The sequence below is a fragment of the Arthrobacter sp. SD1074B genome, from assembly GCF_056780195.1.
The window spans coordinates 1,405,238-1,423,120 of record NZ_JBRAZT010000001.1 but is presented as its reverse complement, the minus strand read 5'-3'; the positions used below and the strand labels follow the sequence as shown (position 1 = coordinate 1,423,120).

General features: G+C 68.3%; 19 protein-coding genes. 4 read left to right on the top strand and 15 right to left on the bottom strand.

All coding sequences use genetic code 11. The features are described 5' to 3' along the window. The first annotated feature begins 41 nt into the window (after window positions 1-41). Window positions 42-308 carry a GlsB/YeaQ/YmgE family stress response membrane protein gene (locus ACUYM2_RS06625; protein WP_479782660.1) on the top strand — a complete coding sequence of 89 codons (267 nt, stop codon included), beginning with the start codon at window positions 42-44 and terminating at the stop codon, window positions 306-308. A 112-nt stretch (window positions 309-420) separates the two neighbouring features. Here ACUYM2_RS06625 and ACUYM2_RS06620 read toward each other — a convergent pair whose 3' ends face one another. From ACUYM2_RS06620 to infC, 4 genes are all read right to left on the bottom strand, one after another. Further along, window positions 421-1,317 (bottom strand): TrmH family RNA methyltransferase, encoded by an 897-nt coding sequence (locus ACUYM2_RS06620; RefSeq protein ID WP_481599357.1) that lies wholly within the window; start codon window positions 1,315-1,317, stop codon window positions 421-423. Window positions 1,318-1,382: 65 nt separating this feature from the next. Next, window positions 1,383-1,853 (bottom strand): 50S ribosomal protein L20, encoded by a 471-nt coding sequence (gene rplT / locus ACUYM2_RS06615; RefSeq protein ID WP_175323251.1) that lies wholly within the window; start codon window positions 1,851-1,853, stop codon window positions 1,383-1,385. A 119-nt stretch (window positions 1,854-1,972) separates the two neighbouring features. Then, on the bottom strand, window positions 1,973-2,167 hold the full coding sequence (gene rpmI / locus ACUYM2_RS06610) for a 50S ribosomal protein L35 (protein ID WP_009358635.1): 195 nt from the start codon (window positions 2,165-2,167) through the stop codon (window positions 1,973-1,975). Window positions 2,168-2,281: 114 nt separating this feature from the next. Next, the gene (infC, locus tag ACUYM2_RS06605) at window positions 2,282-3,352 is read right to left on the bottom strand and encodes a translation initiation factor IF-3 (RefSeq protein WP_481599356.1); all 1,071 of its coding nucleotides are present in this window, start codon (window positions 3,350-3,352) and stop codon (window positions 2,282-2,284) included. 403 nt (window positions 3,353-3,755) lie between these two features. On the opposite strand from infC, the gene ACUYM2_RS06600 reads away from it, so the two are divergent. Further along, entirely contained in the window at window positions 3,756-4,142 is a 387-nt protein-coding gene (locus ACUYM2_RS06600) for a DUF1844 domain-containing protein (protein WP_481599355.1), read from the top strand. Window positions 4,143-4,274: 132 nt separating this feature from the next. Here the strand turns inward: ACUYM2_RS06600 and ACUYM2_RS06595 are convergent, their stop codons facing one another. The 8 genes from ACUYM2_RS06595 to ACUYM2_RS06560 all read right to left on the bottom strand — a co-directional run bounded on the left by ACUYM2_RS06595 (window position 4,275) and on the right by ACUYM2_RS06560 (window position 10,589). Next, window positions 4,275-5,597, bottom strand: coding sequence for an MFS transporter (locus ACUYM2_RS06595; protein ID WP_481599354.1), 1,323 nt, complete (start codon window positions 5,595-5,597; stop codon window positions 4,275-4,277). A 63-nt stretch (window positions 5,598-5,660) separates the two neighbouring features. Continuing rightward, the gene (locus ACUYM2_RS06590; RefSeq protein ID WP_481599353.1) at window positions 5,661-6,551 is read right to left on the bottom strand and encodes an SseB family protein; all 891 of its coding nucleotides are present in this window, start codon (window positions 6,549-6,551) and stop codon (window positions 5,661-5,663) included. Between the two features lie 13 nt (window positions 6,552-6,564). Then, entirely contained in the window at window positions 6,565-7,311 is a 747-nt protein-coding gene (gene priA / locus ACUYM2_RS06585; protein WP_481599352.1) for a bifunctional 1-(5-phosphoribosyl)-5-((5-phosphoribosylamino)methylideneamino)imidazole-4-carboxamide isomerase/phosphoribosylanthranilate isomerase PriA, read from the bottom strand. A gap of 76 nt (window positions 7,312-7,387) precedes the next feature. After that, the gene (locus ACUYM2_RS06580; RefSeq protein ID WP_481599351.1) at window positions 7,388-7,546 is read right to left on the bottom strand and encodes a hypothetical protein; all 159 of its coding nucleotides are present in this window, start codon (window positions 7,544-7,546) and stop codon (window positions 7,388-7,390) included. Then, a complete protein-coding gene (gene hisH / locus ACUYM2_RS06575; protein ID WP_481599350.1) occupies window positions 7,547-8,305 on the bottom strand; it encodes an imidazole glycerol phosphate synthase subunit HisH in 759 nt (252 codons plus the stop codon). After that, window positions 8,302-8,922: an imidazoleglycerol-phosphate dehydratase HisB gene (gene hisB / locus ACUYM2_RS06570; RefSeq protein ID WP_481599349.1), complete on the bottom strand. Its 621-nt coding sequence runs from the start codon at window positions 8,920-8,922 to the stop codon at window positions 8,302-8,304. Before hisB ends, hisH begins: the two co-directional genes overlap by 4 nt. Window positions 8,923-8,989: 67 nt before the next feature. Further along, window positions 8,990-10,108 carry a histidinol-phosphate transaminase gene (locus ACUYM2_RS06565; RefSeq protein WP_481599348.1) on the bottom strand — a complete coding sequence of 373 codons (1,119 nt, stop codon included), beginning with the start codon at window positions 10,106-10,108 and terminating at the stop codon, window positions 8,990-8,992. Between the two features lie 88 nt (window positions 10,109-10,196). Beyond that, complete coding sequence (locus ACUYM2_RS06560) at window positions 10,197-10,589, bottom strand: LysM peptidoglycan-binding domain-containing protein (protein WP_481599347.1); 393 nt, start codon at window positions 10,587-10,589, stop codon at window positions 10,197-10,199. A gap of 389 nt (window positions 10,590-10,978) precedes the next feature. On the opposite strand from ACUYM2_RS06560, the gene lexA reads away from it, so the two are divergent. Continuing rightward, on the top strand, window positions 10,979-11,728 hold the full coding sequence (lexA, locus tag ACUYM2_RS06555; protein WP_481599346.1) for a transcriptional repressor LexA: 750 nt from the start codon (window positions 10,979-10,981) through the stop codon (window positions 11,726-11,728). Window positions 11,729-11,989: 261 nt separating this feature from the next. Here the strand turns inward: lexA and ACUYM2_RS06550 are convergent, their stop codons facing one another. Both ACUYM2_RS06550 and hflX read right to left on the bottom strand, forming a co-directional pair. Then, on the bottom strand, window positions 11,990-14,125 hold the full coding sequence (locus tag ACUYM2_RS06550) for an ATP-dependent DNA helicase (protein WP_481599345.1): 2,136 nt from the start codon (window positions 14,123-14,125) through the stop codon (window positions 11,990-11,992). Next, the gene (hflX, locus tag ACUYM2_RS06545) at window positions 14,118-15,701 is read right to left on the bottom strand and encodes a GTPase HflX (protein WP_481599344.1); all 1,584 of its coding nucleotides are present in this window, start codon (window positions 15,699-15,701) and stop codon (window positions 14,118-14,120) included. The genes ACUYM2_RS06550 and hflX overlap by 8 nt, the downstream gene beginning before the upstream one ends. Before the next feature lie 548 nt (window positions 15,702-16,249). Here hflX and ACUYM2_RS06540 point away from each other — a divergent pair. Then, window positions 16,250-16,864, top strand: a complete 615-nt coding sequence (locus tag ACUYM2_RS06540) for a class I SAM-dependent methyltransferase (protein WP_481599343.1) — start codon at window positions 16,250-16,252, stop codon at window positions 16,862-16,864. Here the strand turns inward: ACUYM2_RS06540 and dapF are convergent. Beyond that, complete coding sequence (dapF, locus tag ACUYM2_RS06535; protein ID WP_481599342.1) at window positions 16,845-17,801, bottom strand: diaminopimelate epimerase; 957 nt, start codon at window positions 17,799-17,801, stop codon at window positions 16,845-16,847. The genes ACUYM2_RS06540 and dapF overlap by 20 nt on opposite strands. Window positions 17,802-17,883 lie beyond the last annotated feature (82 nt).

The following is a 17,883-nucleotide window of genomic DNA, read 5'->3' as shown; positions in this document are numbered from 1 at the left end:
GGATTCCTAAGGTGAATGCCGACGAATATGTAGGAGGAGACATGGGCTTTCTAGGCTGGATCATTCTCGGACTCATTGTAGGTGCAATCGTTAAGGCAATCATGCCTGGCAAAGTCGGCGGCGGCTGGGTCACCAGCCTCGTGCTCGGCGTCGTCGGGGCCATTGTCGGCGGCTGGATCGGCGACCTGCTGTTCGGCGGCGGCAAGATGGAATTCTGGAACCTCGGTTCCTGGATCCTGGCCATTGTCGGCGGCCTCGTCGTGGCCGGCATTTACGGTGCGGTCACGGGCCGCAACCGGACCACTTAATTCTCTCAAGTCAGCGCCCCGGCAGCAGTGCCGCAGCGCTGAAAGCACGACGGCGGGGGCTCACCGATAGGTGGGCCCCCGCCGTCGTTGGTTCTCCAGGAGGTTTTGCAGACTAGGCGCCGTGCTGCGACCGCGCGCTCGCGTACAGGCAGACCGTGGCCGCGGTGCCGAGGTTGAGGCTCTCGGCCGCGCCGTAGACCGGGACGGCGACCCGGTGGTCCGCCAGGGCGAGTTCGTCCTCGGACAGCCCCTGGGCCTCGTTGCCGAACAGCCAGGCCGTGGGGTTCTCCAGCGAATAGACCGATTCGGCCGCGGATGCCCCCAGGCGGCGGGCCGCATTCTCGTCTTGCAGCCGGTCCAGGTTCAGCTGGCCCTGGCCGTCCGCCGCGAGGACTCCGACGCCGCGTTCCTTGCAGCGGGCCACCAGGTCCTCGACGTCGGCGCCGAGCACCACTGGCAGGTGGAAAAGGGACCCGGCCGTGGACCGCACGGCTTTGGGGTTGTAGATGTCAACGCTCGACGCGGTCAGGATGACCGCGTCCGCGCCGGCCGCGTCGGCTGCCCGCAGCACGGTTCCGGCGTTGCCGGGGTCGCGGACCTGGCAGAGGACGGCGACCAGACGCGGAGCCGCGTCGAGGACCTGGTCGAGGCCGACGTCCAGGAATCCGCAGACCGCGAGGATGCCCTGCGGGGTGACGGTGTCCGCCATCGCGGCCAGGACTTCATCAGTGGCAAGGTAGGCGGCGGTGCCCTCGGCGAGTGCCTCCAGGTCCGGGTGGCGGTCGAGGCAGGACTCGCTGGCGTAGACCTCGTAGACGATGCCGGGCTCCCCCGCGGCGATCCGCTTCCGGTGCAGCAGCAGGGCCTCACGGACCGCCTGGGGGCCCTCGGCCAGGAACTCGCTGCGCTTTAAACGGGCCGGGCGCCCGGCAAGCTGTGCCACCTTCCTCACTCGATCGGCTCGAGGATTGGAAAGTGGAAAGTCTTGCGGGCGCCCGGTTTCGTTCATATAAGAACCTTAGTTGCTCTCGCGAGCAGTTCTCGAACGACGCTGTCTTTCGACGGCGGCAGGAACTACTTTGCGGCCTCGGCGTCAGCCTTCTTGGCAGCAGGCTTCTTCGCGGCAGGCTTCTTCGCAGCCTTCGGGGCCGCAGCAGCCTCGACCTGGACGGCCGGAGCGGACGTGTCGGCGGGCAGCGAGTCCTTGGCGACCTTGACCAGCGCGGCGAACGCGTTGGCGTCGGAGACGGCCAGCTCGGCCAGCATACGGCGGTCAACCTCGACCTCAGCGGCCTTAAGGCCCTGGATCAGACGGTTGTAGGTCAGGCCGTTGGCGCGGGATGCAGCGTTGATGCGCTGGATCCAGAGGCGGCGGAAGTCGCCCTTCTTCTTCTTGCGGTCACCGTAGCTGTACACAAACGAGTGCAGCAGCTGCTCTTTGGCCTTGCGGTACAGGCGTGAACGCTGTCCACGGTAGCCCTTTGCGCGTTCGAGGATAACCCTGCGCTTCTTGTGGGCGTTGACCGCCCTCTTCACACGTGCCACGTGCGTACTCCTTCGAAAATTCTGATCCCAAGCATCTACTGCCGGAAAACCGGCCGGCCTGAGAAGCCTTTTTGGTAGTGGACCGCCGCCAGGTGGCTATCGGTCCGTGAACTTGGAACTTAGATGCCGAGCATCTTCCGGATGACCTTGGCGTCGCCCTTGAAGACGATCTTGTCGCCGGCAAGGCGGCGGGTCAGCCTGGAGGACTTGTGCTCGAGGTAGTGACGGCGGTTGGCCTGCTGGCGGCGCAGCTTGCCGCTACCGGTCAGCTTGAAGCGCTTCTTAGCACCGCTGTGGGTCTTCATCTTCGGCATGGGAACCGATCTCCTTACGTATCCGCAGACGGGTCTGCAGTCTTTCGTGCAGCCACCCCTGCGGGCGGCGTGCTGGTTGCCTGCTGCCGGACATTGCGGTCCGGCAGCCGTGAACTAGTTGGTCTTCTTGCTGCCCGGCTTGGCGGCGGCCTTAGGCGCGGCCGGCCGAGCGGCAGGCTTCGGCGCCGCTGGACGCGGAACCGGCTTCGGGGCAGCAACGGGCTTCGGCGCCGCGGCGGGGGCGGCCTTTTCAGCCTCGGGGGCCTGAGCGGCAACCGGGGCCTTGTCAGCGGCCTTCGGCGCTGCGGGCGCCTTGGCTGTTGCCGGCCTGGCAGCGGCCTTGGGCGCCTCAGCCTTGGCGGCTTCACGCTTCGGAGCGGCCTTGGGCGCCTTGGCGGCTTCCTGCTTCGGCTCTTCCTGGACGGGAGCCTTCGCAGCCGGGGCGTCCGCGGCAACGGCTGCTTCGGCGGGAGCCTCCGTGGCGGGAGCTTCCGTTGCCGGAGCCTCCGTCGCCGGAGCCTCCGTCGCCGGAGCCTCCGTTGCGGGTGCTTCGGTCCGGACCTGGTAGCCCTCCGGAAGAAGATCGGCGAGCGACTGCGTCAGGGGCGCCTCGGGGCCGGACGTGTCCACGCGGCCTCCGCCCGAAGCCTTGGCTTCGTTCTCGGCCTTGGCGTCGGCACGCTGCGATGCGCGGCGCGCCTCTGCCTTGGCTTCTGCCTTGTTCTTCAGGGGACCGACCACCATGACCATGTTGCGGCCGTCGATCCGCGGGCTGGACTCCACGACGCCAACTTCGGCGACGTCGTCCGCGAAGCGCTGGAGCAGGCGGATGCCCATCTCCGGACGCTGCTGCTCACGGCCGCGGAACTGGATCATGGCCTTGACCTTGTCACCGGCGCCGAGGAAGCGGAGCGCGTGGCCGCGCTTCGTCTCGTAGTCGTGGGTGTCGATCTTCAGACGGAAGCGGATTTCCTTCAGGACCGTGTTGGTCTGGTTCTTCCGGGCTTCGCGTGCTTTGACGGCAGCTTCGTACTTGTACTTGCCGAAGTCCATCAGCTTGCACACCGGAGGCTTGGCCTGCGGTGCAACTTCAACGAGATCAAGGTCGGACTCGGCAGCCAAACGCAGGGCATCCTCAATACGGACAACGCCTACCTGTTCGCCTGCAGGGCCGACCAGCCGCACCTCGGGGACGCGGATACGCTCATTGATTCTTGGCTCGCTAATGTTAAAGCTCCTGTGTTCGTGAGGGGTATTCCACCGGCAAAAAGAGAAGGCCCCCAATTGCCGGAGCAATCGAAGGCCTCGAAGATCGGAGCTGCGCGCCTCTGACAAGAGACGGCATACACCCTACCGGGCTGGCGCCCGGGAGAATGCCCGACCAGGTACCCGGCAACCTTGCTTCTTGCGAAGCTTCCCGAAGGAGAGCGGCTGACGCGGGTGGGAGAGAACTCCGCTTGCAAACTGAAAGCCTATTCTACAGAAAGATACCCGTTACAGCGCACATGGGCGCCGGCGGGTTTCCGTGCTGTTTCTCAACATCTGCAGAAATAACGGCATTCAGTCGGTCTGTGACAAGCTTACCAGCATGAGCACATCAGATAGTAATTCACACGTTTACCAGCCGGCGGGCGCCCAGGGCGACGTCTCCCAGCAGATCCGCGACATCTCAGAGGTCCCCGCGATCGAAGTCATCACGACCGCCGCCGTTCACCTCATGAGCGCCGCCGCAGTGAAGCTTGGCCTCGCCGCCGAGGACAACGCCGAAGAGCTCAAGGATCTGGACGAGGCGCGCAAACTCATCACTGCCCTGGCCGGACTGGTCACGGCCGCAGCCCCCGAGATCGGCTCCCAGCACGCCGGACCGTTGCGTGACGGGCTGCGTTCCCTGCAGCTTGCGTTCCGCGAGGAATCAGTTATCCCGGACGCGCCGGGCAAGGGTCCGGGCGAGAAGTACACCGGCGCCGTCAACTAGACCCCCACCTCACGGGACACGCCGGGCATCCACGGCCAGCAGGCAACGACGACGACGACGGCGGCGGCGGGCGGACCACATCAGTCCGCCCGCCGCCGTCGTTAACTCTTCCGTTGTCAGGGTTGCGGCAGGTCAGGCTGCGGCGAGCCGGCGCCGGCGGCGGTGCTGCAGGACCAGGCCGATGAGGCACAGCATTACGCCGGCCAAACCCACGGCGACGAACCCCGCGCCCGGACCCACACCGTCGATGAAGAGTCCGGCCAGCGGGGCGCCCAGTGCCACGCCGCCGGTAAGCGCCGAACCGTACCAGCCCATCGCCTCGCCACGGCGGCCTTCCTCGACCAGTTCGGCCACCTTCTCCGACGCGGCCGAGAGCACCGGCGCGCAGAGCAGCCCCGGGAGCAGCGACAGCAGGGCCAGCGTCCACGTGTCCTGCGCGAACGCCATCGGAAGCGTCAGCGCGGACATCCCCAAAAGGAGCAGGATCGGTGACACGGGCCGGTGCATGGCGCCGTAGACGAGGCCGCCCAGCACCGACGCGGCGCACCAGAACAAAAAGACGATGCCGATTTCGGCCTGGTGGCCGCCCGTCTGCAGAGCGGCGACGATTCCGACGTCGGTCCCGCTGAGCACCATGCCGGCACCGGCCGCGACGGCGAAGACGGCCGCCACGGCGGCGGTGAACCAGGCGAAGCTGTGGCGGACCTTGTGCCGCAAGCCAGGGCGGCCCTGCCGCCGCTGTTCAGCGGCCGCCAGGGGTGCCAGCTCGGACGCGGCCTCCTGCAGGTGGGCGGGTGCCGCGGCCACCAGGGCGGTTTCCGCACCCTCCTGCTGGCATGCCTCGAATGCCGGATCCGGGGCCAGGCCGGACACAGCGCTGCGGGTGGGCGGGTTGATCCACATCAGGAACAGGCCGGAGAGGGATGTCGCGACGCCCACAACCGTCAGGCCCAGCACGGAGAAACCAGCGGTGGCGACCAGGGCGCCGGCGGCGGGCCCGATCATAAAGACCAGTTCGGTGCTGATCGCGTCCAGGGCGAACGCCGTCCGGCGCTGCTCCCCGGTAGCGAGGATGCCCAGCGACTGACGAACGACGCTGAAGATCGGCAGGGTGAGCAGGCCGCCCACGAAGACCAAAGGCAGCAGCAGCTGGTAGCCGACGTGCGGCACGATCGACCAGATGACTGTCTCGGAGACGACGGACGGGATCAGCGCCCGGCGGAGGCCGACGGTGTCCACGCGGCGGCCGCGCCACGGGGCGCCCACGGCGATGCCGATCGTCATGACCGCGGCGGCCGCCCCCGCGGCGGCATAGCCCTGCCCCAGGGTCAGGACGATGTGCAGGGTGAGCAACACACCGGCGGCGGAGTGCGGGATGCGGGCGACCATGCCCACGAGCAGGAGATTCCTGATGGGCCTCACGGCCAGCAGGTCCCGGTAAAGCGCGAAATTCACGAAACTGGATTCCTTTGTGTACTGCCCTCGGCAGCACCGGAAGGTCTCCGTGCCGGTCCCCGGCTACTGTGCTGCGCGCTGCAACTTGATTTCGATCGAGTCAACCCGCTCGGCAAACGTTTCATTCCGGGCCCAGGCGTGGTTGAGTCCGCCCACGATGGCCTGCACCGCGGCGGGGTCGAGCCCGTCTTCAAGGTACAGCACCACCCGCAGCTCCGGGCCCGCACCACCGCCGGGAAGCCTCCCGCCGCCAGCCTGCGCCGAGGCAACACCGCCGCCGGGATGGATCTCCACCCGGCGCAGTGCCGGAATGCCGGCCGCAGCCGCGCCCACCGCTTCCGCCACCGCCTGGTCGCTGTAGCTGGGTATCCAGGCCTGCTGCCGGGCCAGCGCCCAGACGGCGGGGCGGCGCACCACGAAGGTGGTCGCCGAGCCGGGATCCAGCACCAGCAGTTCGGCGCCCTCGGCGACGGCGGACAGGGCGGCGCGGGCGGCGTACACCGCCACGGGCCGCGCCCCGGAGTGCCAGGCGGCGAGGGCCCCGGCGGAGGTGAAGACCGGCAGCGCCGTCCTGCCGTCGGCTGCCTTGAGGGTCACCAGGGCCATGTCCGCCTGCTTGTCGCCATGCACTTCGCCGCCGTGCGCGCCCGCCACGGCGTCTCCTTCTACGGCAAGGCTCGCGAGGATGGGCACAAAGACCCGCGCCGCCGCCAGGGACGCCACGACGGCTGCCTCGTTGACTTCGCCGGCCGCCAGGGCGGCAAGCGCCGCGAGGTAGCCGGCGTCCGCCGTGCCGTCGTCGTCCTCGAAGTTGTGGATCCTGGCGTCGTCACCGCTAAGGCTGCGCCCGGCCCAGGGCTGTCCCGCGGAGTCCGTCGCTCCGCCGGCGCCGGCGAGAGCGGCAGCGATATGGCCGGGCAGAGGGCGCCCGCCGGGCTGGGTGGTGTGCTCCATCGCTGGGACGTGCCTAGCGGCGGCCGGCGACATCGAGGGCCTCGGGCAGCGTGAAGTTGCCGTTGTAGAGGGCCTTGCCAACGATCGCGCCCTCGACGCCGAGCGGCACGAGGGAGCGCAGGACTTTGAGGTCTTCGAGGCTGGAGATGCCGCCGGAGGCCACGACGGGCTTGCCGGTCTTTTCCACCATCTGGCGCAGCAGCTCGACGTTGGGGCCCTGCAGGGTGCCGTCCTTGGTGACGTCGGTGACGACGTAGCGTGCGCAGCCGGCTTCTTCGAGGCGGCCCAGCACCTCCCAGAGATCGCCGCCTTCCTTGGTCCAGCCGCGGCCGGCGAGGGTGGTGCCGCGGACGTCGAGGCCGACGGCGATCTTGTCGCCGAAGCGCTCGATCACCCGGCGCGTCCACTCGGGGTTCTCCAGCGCCGCGGTGCCCAGGTTCACCCGGGCGACGCCGAGGTCCAGGGCTTTTTCAAGGGACTCGTCGTCTCGCAAGCCGCCGGAAAGTTCGACCTTGATGTCCAGCCGGCCGACGACCTCGCGCAGCAGGTCGGCGTTGGACCCGCGACCGAAGGCTGCATCCAGGTCGACGAGGTGGACCCATTCGGCGCCCTGTTGCTGCCAGTTCAGCGCGGCCTCCAGCGGCGTGCCGTAGCTGGTTTCGCTGCCGGCCTCGCCCTGGACCAGGCGCACGGCCTGGCCGTTCACGACGTCGACGGCGGGGAGCAGCTCGAGTACCGGCAGCGGGGTTTCGGTGGTCATCGGAAAGTCCTCACGGTGTTGGGGCGGCGGGTCGGGAAAGGTGCGCGTTTACGGTCCGGCCGGTTGCCGGGCAGGGTCAGGTGCCGGGCAGGGTCAGGAGCCAGGCGGCCAGCAGTGCCATGCCGGCCAGGAAGTAGAACACGACCTGGACCCACAGAGGACTCTTCTGCTGCCGGAAGGAGAGGCCGCCGCCAACCAGCAGGCCGGCGAGGCCCATCAGCACTATGGACCACATCTAGGCGGTCTGTTCCGGTGTGGCGGTCTGGCCGGCTCCGGCTTGGGCGCCGCCGCGGAGGCTGTCCACCCAGTTGCGGAGCAGGCGCGCACCGGCGTCGCCGGACTTTTCGGGGTGGAACTGGGTGGCGCACAACGGGCCGTTTTCGACCGCGGCGATAAACGGGGCGCCGTGCTCGGACCAGGTCACGAGCGGGGCCGCCATCCGCGGCTGGATCACGTCGAAGTCCCAGTGCTGGACGCCGTAGGAGTGCACGAAGTAGAAGCGCTCGTTTTCGATGCCGGCGAAGAGCCGGGAGCCCTCCGGCACGGCGACCGTGTTCCAGCCCATGTGCGGCACGACCTCGGCAGGCAGGAGTTCGACCTTGCCGGGCCACTCCCCCATGCCTTCGGCGACGGTGCCGTGTTCCACGCCGGCTTCGAACAGGACCTGCAGCCCGACGCAGATCGCAAGGACGGGCCGGCCGCCGGCGACACGGCGGCCGATCATGCGGACGGCGTCAACGGCCTTGAGCTCGTTCATGACGGTTTCGAAGGCGCCGACGCCGGGGACTACCAGGCCGTCCGCGTTGAGGACATCCTCGGGCTTGGAGCTGAGGATGACCTCGGCCCCGGCGCGTTCGAGGGCGCGGACGGCGGAACGGACATTTCCGGAACCGTAGTCGAGCACGGTGACGGTCGGCTTACCCTCGGGCGACACCGGCTTCCTGGCGGCGTCGGGGTTGATAATGGCCCCGTCCCGGAGCACCTTGCCGGTCACAGCGCGCCCTTGGTGGAGGGGATGCCTTCGACCCGAGGGTCCGGCTCCACGGCGGCCCGGAGCGCGCGCGCGAAGGCCTTGAACTGGGCCTCGACGATGTGGTGCGGGTCGCGGCCGGCAGTGACGTTCATGTGCAGGCAGATCCCGGCGTGCAGTGTGATCGCCTCGAAGACGTGCCGGGTCAGGGATCCGGTGAAGTGTCCGCCGATGAGGTGGTATTCCTGCCCGGCAGGTTCGCCGGCGTGCACCAGGTAGGGCCGGCCGGACACGTCGACGACGGCCTGTGCCAGCGCCTCATCGAGCGGGACGGTTGCCTCGCCGAAGCGGCGGATGCCGGCCTTGGTGCCCAACGCCGTGCGAAGGACCTCGCCGAAGGTGATGGCGACGTCTTCCACGGTGTGGTGGACGTCGATGTGGGTGTCGCCGGTGGCCTTGACCGTCATGTCGATCAGGGAGTGCTTGCTCAGTGCCGTCAGCATGTGGTCGTAGAACGGTACCGAGGTGCTGATGTCCGAGACGCCGGTGCCGTCCAGGTTGATCTCGACCAGGACGGAGGATTCGCTGGTGGTCCGCTCCAGGCGTGCGGTCCGGGCAGCGGCTGATCCGGTGTTGCTCATGTGGGGGTCCTTTGGATGAGGCGGGCGCCCGGCGAACGGGGCGGTGTGCGTGGGTCCTGGCTTAAGTCTAGGCGGACTGCACTTCGTGGCCGGTCAGGATCCGTTCGAGGGCTTCGAGAAACGCTGTGGTTTCCGTCTCAGTTCCGGCGGTCACGCGCAGGTGGCCCGGAATGCCGACGTCACGGATGAGCACGCCGGCGTCCAGCAGCCCCTGCCAGGTCTCGTGCGGGTTGTCGAGGCCGCCGAAGAAGACATAGTCCGAATCGGAGGCGGCGGGCTTAAGGCCCATCCGGGTTAACTCCGTCACGATCCGGTCGCGCTGGCGCTTGATGTCCTCCACGTCGGCCATCAGTGCCACGCGGTGGCGCAGGGCGGCCAGCGCCGTCGCCTGGGTGATGGCGGAGAGGTGGTACGGCAGCCGGACCAGGCGCAGGGCGTCGGTGACCTCCGGGGCCGCCGCCATGTACCCGAGCCGGGCGCCGGCCAGGGCGAAGGCCTTGCTCATGGTGCGCGAAACGATCAGCCGCTCCCGGCCGGGCAGCAGCGTCAGGGCGCTGGGTGTGCCGTCGTGGGCGAACTCGTGGTAGGCCTCGTCGACGATGACCACGGTCTGGCTTTCTTCGCCGGCTTCATAGACGGCCTCGACGACGTCGAGGCCCAGGCCGGTGCCGGTGGGGTTGTTCGGCGAGCAGAGGAAAACGACGTTGGGCTTCAGTTCCCGGACCTGGCCGGCCGCCGATTCGGCAGTGAGTCCGTAGTCCCCGGCGCGCACTCCGACGATGTATTCGGTGTCCGTGCCGGCGGCCAGCAAGGGGTACATCGAGTACGTCGGAGGGAAGCCGAGTGCGGTTCGGCCAGGGCCGCCGAAGGCCTGGAGGATCTGCTGCAGCACTTCGTTTGAGCCGTTGGCCGCCCAGATATTGCCGGCGTCCAATCCGTGGCCGAGGTACTCGGCGAGGGCTTCGCGCAATTCGGTGAACTCGCGGTCCGGGTAGCGGTTTAGTCCCGCCGCGGCCTCCGTCACGGCCTCGGCGATGGCCGCACGGACATCGTCCGGCACCCCATGGGTGTTCTCGTTGACGTTCAGCAGGATCGGGACATCCAGCTGGGGAGCGCCGTAGGGGCGCAACCCCCGCAAATTCGTCCGGAGGGGCAGTCGGTTGAGGCGCTCTAGCTGGTCAGTCACTTGTCCAGTTTAAGTGAGACCGGGCCCGGCCCCGAAACTGTGACCGCGGGGGGCGCCTAGACGGAACCGTCCGCCCGGCGTGCGCCGCCTATTTGGTGGGTACGTAGAGCTGCTGGCCGGGGATGACGCGCGGGGCTTCGAGGTTGTTCAGCTGCACGATGTCGGCGACCACGTCGCGGGGGTCCCGTTTCGGGTCGACGGCACCGGCGATGGCCCAGAGCGACTCCCCCGGCTGGACCGTGACCGAGACAGTGGGTGTGAGCGAGAGCTCCGCGGCCGAGTCGGCGGCTTTGGCTGGAGCGTTCAGGAAGCCCGCCAGCGAGAGGACCAGGGCGGCCAGCAGGATCAGCGGCAGTCCGAAGAAGACGAACCGTCCGCGGCGGGTCAGCCTCAGCGGAGCCTGCCGGGTGGCAGCAGCGGGTGCCGCCTCCCGATCGGGAGCGGAAACCAACGAACCGGAAATAGCGCTTACTGCTGACATGAGCTGAGCCCTCCTGGACTTATCTGTGCCGCCCGGCGTACTCCACGTACCTGCCGCCAACCGGCCGAACCATCGAACGCATTACCTTCGATCGCGAACCCTCGAACACGAAACTTCGAACATAAGACCGAGCCCGGCAATCCGACCCGCCCCCAAAGCTTCGAACACATATTCGAACTTTGCTCTTCCTGTTTTAGCACTTATGAACGAACATTGTCGAGACTCGCTAGAACAAATGTTTGAAAAACCCTGTTGGCTGCCCTACTTTTGAAGCACAGGACAACCACTTGGGTTGGTCAGCAACAGTTGATCAGCGGGGTCTGACATTGTTCGGACCGAAGGGTCCCGGCAGCTACGGCGGCCGGGCGGAATGGAAAGGCATGGCGAACATGGCAGCACAAGCCGCCGGCGGGAGGGCCGCGCAGCGGAGCCCCCAGACCGGCCGGGCGCCGAGAAGCCTTACCGTCCGTCAGAAGAAAATCCTGGAGACCATCCAGCGTTCCGTGACGGACAACGGTTACCCGCCCTCGATGCGTGAGATCGGCGACACTGTCGGGCTCGCCAGCCTATCCAGCGTCACCCACCAGCTTTCGCAGCTGGAAAAGCTCGGCTACCTGCGGCGGGACCCCAAACGTCCCCGCGCCATGGAAGTTCTGATGCCGCTGACCCTCGATGAGGGTGCGACCACGATATCCGGCGTGGAGAAGTCCAGCGGCCTGCGGGCCGTTGGCGGCCAGGCCGTCTCTGAGCTCGCCAGCGCCACGGACACCGCGATGGTCCCGTTTGTCGGCCGCATCGCCGCCGGCGGCCCGATCCTGGCCGACCAGGTTGTGGAGGACGTGATGCCGCTGCCGCGCCAGCTGGTGGGCCACGGCGAACTGTTTATGCTCCGGGTGGCCGGTGATTCGATGATCGACGCCGCCATCTGCGACGGCGACTGGGTCGTCGTGCGGCGCCAGAACGATGCCGTCAACGGGGACATTGTTGCCGCACTGCTCGATGACGAGGCAACGGTCAAGACGTTCCGCCAGCGCGACGGCCACACCTGGCTGCTGCCGCAAAACACCCAGTACGAGCCGATCCTCGGCGACCATGCCGTCATTATGGGCAAGGTCGTGTCGGTGCTGCGCTCCCTGTAGCCCCGGCCGGGCTCCCCACTGGCCCGCCTCCCGGCAGCACCCCACCGGCAGCCCGAAGGCCCCCTCCGCAGTCCCGGACGGGGCTTTCGGCGTTCCAGCCCGGTTATCGGCGCCATGACGGCGAGTGCGTCCGCCTAAGCCGCGGGAACAGGGCACCGCCGACACCGGTGAGCGGAAGAACCGGGCGGGAATGCCAGGCACGTCGTTGCCCGGCCGGCCCCGCGGCAGCCCACGCGGCGGACTGCTTGGCCGGGGCGCCTGTTACTTGGCCGGCGGCTCTTTGGCGAGGCGTTCGAGGGCAGCCAGCGCCACGGACGGGTCGGTGGTAGGCCAGAACGGCGGCAGCGCGGCCCGGAGGAACGCGCCGTACCGTTCGGTGGACAGCCTGGAATCCAGGACCGCCACCACCCCCTTGTCCGACGTCGAACGGATCAGCCGGCCGGCGCCCTGGGCGAGTCGGATCGCTGCGTGGGTCGCCGATACGCTCATAAAACCGTTGCCGCCGGACTGGGCCACAGCCCGGGAACGGGCCGTCATCAGCGGATCATCGGGCCGCGGGAACGGGATCCGGTCGATCACCACAAGCCGGCAGGAGTTTCCGGGCACGTCGACGCCCTGCCAGAGCGACATGGTGCCGAAGAGGCAGGTGTCCGGCTCATCGGCGAATTGCTTCACGAGCGCGGTCATGGTTGATTCGCCCTGGCAGAGAATGCTCAACCCCAGCCGGGGCCGCATCGCCTCGGCTGCCTCTTCGGCCGCGCGCCGGGACGAGAAGAGGCACAGGGCGCCGCCGCCGGAGGCGCGGATCAGCTTCTCGAGTTCGTCGAGGGCTTCCGGGGAGGTCCCCCGGCCCGGCTTGGGCAGGTGCTTGGCAACGTAGAGGATGCCTTGTTTGGGATATTCGAACGGGGATCCGACGTCGACGCCGGTCCAGCTGGGCGCGCCGGGGCCCACCAGGCCGAGGCCTCCCGCCGCCGGCTCGAAGGCCGAACCGATCGCCAGGGTTGCCGAGGTCAGGACAACTGTGTGGTCGGCGAACAGTCCCTCGCGGAGCCGTCCGGCGACGCTGAGCGGGGCGATGTTGATCAGGGCGGGCGCGGAGTCGTCCGGCTGCGAGTAGCCCTGCTGCGGGTCGAAGCTGCTGTTGCGGGAGAACCAGACTACTTCCCGGTTCTCCTTGGCGGCCAGGAGCCGTTCGCAGAGCTCCAGGATCACCATCAGCCGGGACCGCGCGAGCTGCCGGCCGCCGTCGGCCGTGTTGGCGCTGTCGCCCTTGGAGTCCGAGAGCGCTGCGCGGCAGGCGTCGCGCAGCTGGTCCACGCAGTCGAGCTGTTCGCTGTTCAGCCCGTTCGGCATCAGCCCACTGGGGACGCCCTCAATGGCGAGCTCGAGGTTGGACGCGGCGTTGTTGAGCGCGTCCACGGTGATCCCGGTGTTCTTGCGGGCGCCGGAGGCGGCGGCGTGCACCATGGCCACGGACAGCTGGCCGGACACGGCACCCGTGACCCGGTCTTGGAGTTCGTGCGCCTCATCCACCACCACTACGTCGTATTCGGGCAGCACGGCGAGGCCCTCGAAGGCGCTGACTGCCAGCATGGCGTGGTTGGTGACCACCACATCGGCGTCGGCGGCATTTTGCCGGGCCAGTTCGCTGAAGCATTCCGCGGCGAGCGGGCACTTCTGCGCGCCGAGGCACTCCATCGAGGTGACGGAGACCTGCCGCCAGGCGCGGTCGGTCACGCCGGGCAGCAGCTCGTCACGGTCCCCGGTCTGGGTGTCCTCGGCCCATTCGCGGAGCCGGACGACCTCCTTGCCCAGCTGCGAGGAAGGGCCGCCCATCGCGGCGGCAAAGTGCGGCACGGAGGTGTCCTCGCCGAGGGAGAACAACTGGCCCTCGGACGGTTCCTCGGAAGGGAAGCCGCCTTCGAGTTTGTGGCGGCAGACATAGTTGGAGCGGCCCTTGACCAGCGCGACCTTCACCGGCCGCTCCAGGGCCGGGGTGATGGTCTTGAGCAGCCGGGGCAGGTCCCTGCCGACGATCTGGGTCTGCAGTGCCAGGGTTGCGGTGGAGACCAAGGTGGGTTTGTCGCTGACCAGCGAGTGCGCAATGAGCGGGATCAGGTAGGCCAGCGACTTGCCGGTGCCGGTGCCGGCCTGGACCAGCAGGTGGTCGCCGGTGTCGATCGCGCGCGCCACCTGCCGGGCCATTTCGTGCTGGCCGTCGCGGCTCTGGCCGCCCATGCCGGCGACCGCCCGGTCGAGCAGTTCAACCACGAACTGCTCGCCGGACGGGCCGCTTCGAGGCTTGCTTTTGGCCTTGCTTTTTGCCGGGCTGCTTTCGGACGGGCCGCTGTCCGACGGCGCGGCCGCCCCCTCGGCCACCGCTGGTTCAGTCATTGCTGACGAAGGCATCCAGTTCGGCCGCGAGCCCCTCGCGGACCATCACCACGGCACGGGTGCCGGTCTCCTCATGGTCGAGGCTGAGGATCTCGGCGTCGGTCTCGTGCAGCTTGCTGAGCAGGTCTCCGCGGTTGTACGGGATCATCAATTCCAGCTTCACGCTGGGCCGCGGGATGCCCTCGCTGATGGCCTTGAGCAGCTCCGGGATGCCTTCCCCGGTGCGGGCCGAGACCACGACGTGGCGCGGTTCGCGCTGCTTGAGCCGTTCGATCACAAACGGGTCGGCGGCGTCGGCCTTGTTCAGAACGATGATTTCCGGCACCTTGCGGGCATCGACTTCGCTGAACACGGCGCGGACGGCCGCGATCTGGCCCTCCGGATCGGGGTGGGAGACGTCGACGACGTGCAGGATCAGGTCCGAATCGGCGACCTCTTCCAGGGTGGAGCGGAACGCCTCCACCAGCTGGGTCGGCAGCGAGCGGACAAAACCCACTGTGTCGGCGAGTGTGTAACCCAGCCCGTCCGAGGTTTCGGCCCTGCGGACCGTCGGGTCCAGCGTGGCGAACAGCGCGTTCTCCACCAGGACGCCGGCGTCGGTCAGGCGGTTCAGCAGCGAAGACTTGCCGGCGTTGGTGTAGCCGGCGATCGCCACGGACGGCACGGCATTACGACGGCGGTTGGCCCGCTTGGTTTCCCGGGCCGGCTTCATGGCGGCGATTTCGCGCCGCAGCTTGGCCATCCGGGTGCGGATCCGGCGTCGGTCCAGCTCGATTTTGGTCTCGCCGGGGCCGCGCGAACCCATGCCCGCTCCGGCGCCGCCAACCTGGCCGCCGGCCTGCCGGGACATCGACTCACCCCAGCCGCGCAGGCGCGGTAGCAGGTATTCGAGCTGGGCCAGTTCCACTTGGGCCTTGCCTTCGCGGCTCTTGGCGTGCTGGGCGAAGATGTCCAGGATCAGGGCCGTACGGTCGATGACCTTGACCTTGACGATGTCTTCGAGGCCGCGCCGTTGGGACGGGGCGAGCTCGGCGTCGACCACCACGGTGTCCGCGCCGGTGGACATGACGATGTCCTTGAGCTCCTGGGCCTTGCCGGAGCCCAGGAAGGTGCCGGGGTCCGGCTTCGCTCGGCGCTGGACGAGCCCGTCCAGCACCTCGGACCCGGCGGTTTCGGCCAGGGCCGCCAGCTCGCGCAGGGAGTTCTCGGCGTCGGCCAGGGTGCCTTCGGTCCAGAGCCCCGCGAGCACCACGCGCTCAAGGCGCAGCTGCCGGTATTCGACTTCGGTGACGTCCTCAAGTTCGGTCGACAGACCCGCGGTGCGGCGCAGGGCGTGGCGTTCCTCGAGGTCCTGCTGGTCGCCGTCGTAGCTGCTGTGTTCCTCATCCAGCCGTGAAATGGCCTGGGCCTTGCCGAACACGGCCCTGGGTTCACCGGTGGGCCCGGTGCCGGTACTGCGTCCGGACTTCGGAGCGGGAGCGTCTTTGGAGAGGATCCGGTCGATGACAGCCTGGATTTCCGCAGGGCTCATGTCCTGGGCGGCTGAATCGGGTCCGGTGTTGGGCTGACTGGTCATGGTCTCCTTTGAAGGGTCTACATCTTCAGAATAGTGCTGATCGGTGTTTCGTGGCGCGGTATTCGCGCTGGGCTGACGACTGGTGGTCATCCGTGCCTCCTGGGATGCCTGGCGGCTGCGGTGCCGCGGGCAGGACGGGCTCCGTGCGGGAGCGGTGAATGAGGGAGGGGTCCGGCGATGGGCGCCGTGGGGCGGGAGGTACGTTCCGTCCAGCGCTCCCCGGCGGCTGCTGCCGGGCAGTGTTGGGTTTAAGGCCCTGTGGCTTGATGCCTTGACTCCAAGTGGATCTGGCGCCGGCGGGCGATGCATGGCATCACGGAGGGGGCGCACTGAGCGGAAGGTAACAACCTGCGTCGCTGCGGGGACGGGACTTTCGCCAAAGATAACGAAGGCCCGTGCCGGCTACTTGAAGTTCAAGATCATGTCTTTAAGACTAGCAGACCGTTCCCCCGCCCCGGCGCTGCCTGGCGGCACCGGTTGCAGACGCGTCCGGGCAGTACCCCGGCCGGTTTCCCATAGCGCCTGGCCGCCAACTAATCTGGCCAGTTATGGAGTCTGCACACTATTTCAGCGCCCAGCCGGCCGGGCCGTTCACCCGCAAGCCACTGACCGTGGAGCTTGCCGGCGAACGCCGGCAGCTGCAGACGTCCTCCGGGATTTTCAGCCCGGACGGGATCGACAAGGGGACCGCCGTGCTGCTGGCGGACGTCCCTGCCCCGGCGCCGCAGGGGAACCTGCTGGACATCGGGTGCGGTTGGGGGCCGATCGCCTTGACCATGGCCCTGCGGGCGCCGCACGCCCGGGTCTTCGCCGTGGATGTCAATGAGCGCTGCGTGGCGCTGACGAACGAAAATGCAGCCCTGCTGGGGCTGGAGAATGTCACCGCCAGCACACCCGGGGACGTCGACCCGGAGCTGCGCTTCGACACGATCTGGTCCAACCCGCCCATCCGGATCGGCAAGGACGAACTCCACGCCCTGCTGCTGCTGTGGCTGCCCCGGCTCGCCCCGGGCGGGTCGGCCTGGCTGGTGGTGCAGAAAAACCTGGGTTCGGATTCGCTTCAGCGCTGGCTTGCGGCGGAACTGGACGCCAGCTTTGCCGTCACGCGCGAGAGCACCTCGAAGGCGTTCCGAATCCTGAAGGTCAGGAAAGCGTCCCGCTAGCGACGATCACGGCGGGTCCGCTGAGCTCCACGTGCTCGTGGCCGTCCGCTGAGAGGAAGAACTTCACGCCAACGACTCCGCCGGGCACCGTCACGTTCCAGGCGTCCGGCGCGCCCTGGCCGGCCCAGTGCCGGATCGCGACGGCGGCAGCACAGGCGCCGGTCCCGCAGGACAGCGTCTCCCCCACTCCCCTCTCGTGCACGCGCATGGTGATGGTTCCGACGCCGTCGTGAACGAGCGGTTCTGACGGCACGACGAACTCGACGTTGGTGCCGTGCGGCGGTGTCGGGTCGACCCGGGGCGCCGTGAACAGTTGGGTGGCGTCGAGTTCCGCGAGTTCGGCCAGCGCGACGACGGTGTGCGGGTTGCCCATGCTGACGGACAGCGCCGGCCTGGCCACCTCCAACCCTTCGGCGCTGACCAGTGAATCCATGGCGCGCGCGGTGGCTTCGCCCGGGAAGATGAACTCCCACGGCCCCATGTCCACGGCATAGCCGCCGGCAGTGCGGACGATCGTCTTCACGCCGCCGCGGGTTCCGATGGCCAGCGATTCGCCGGCCGGAAGGTCGACGAGTCCCTCATTGATGAGGAAGTGGACGAAAACCCGGACGCCGTTGCCGCACATCTCCGAAAGGGAGCCGTCAGCGTTGTGGTAGTCCATAAACCATTCGGCCGCGGGGTGCTCGGCGAGCAGCCGTTGGCCTTCCGGGAGCAGCCGCGAGGGTACGGCCCGGATCAGTCCGTCGCCTCCGATGCCGCGGTGCCGGTCGCAGAGGGCCGCCACCTGCTCCGGGGTGACGGAGAGCGCGCCGTTCGGGTCCGCGATCAGGACAAAGTCGTTGCCCGTTCCATGGCCCTTCGAGAACTTCAGGCCGGCGAGGGCGGCGGTGACTGAAGCAGCGGGGTGGTCAACGGCTGCGGCAAGGGTTTCGTCCATGCTCCAAGGTTACCGTTCCGTCCGGGCCGGGACGGAACCCGCGGCTTAGGTGAAACGGGAATGCGGCAGGGCAGGCTCAGCG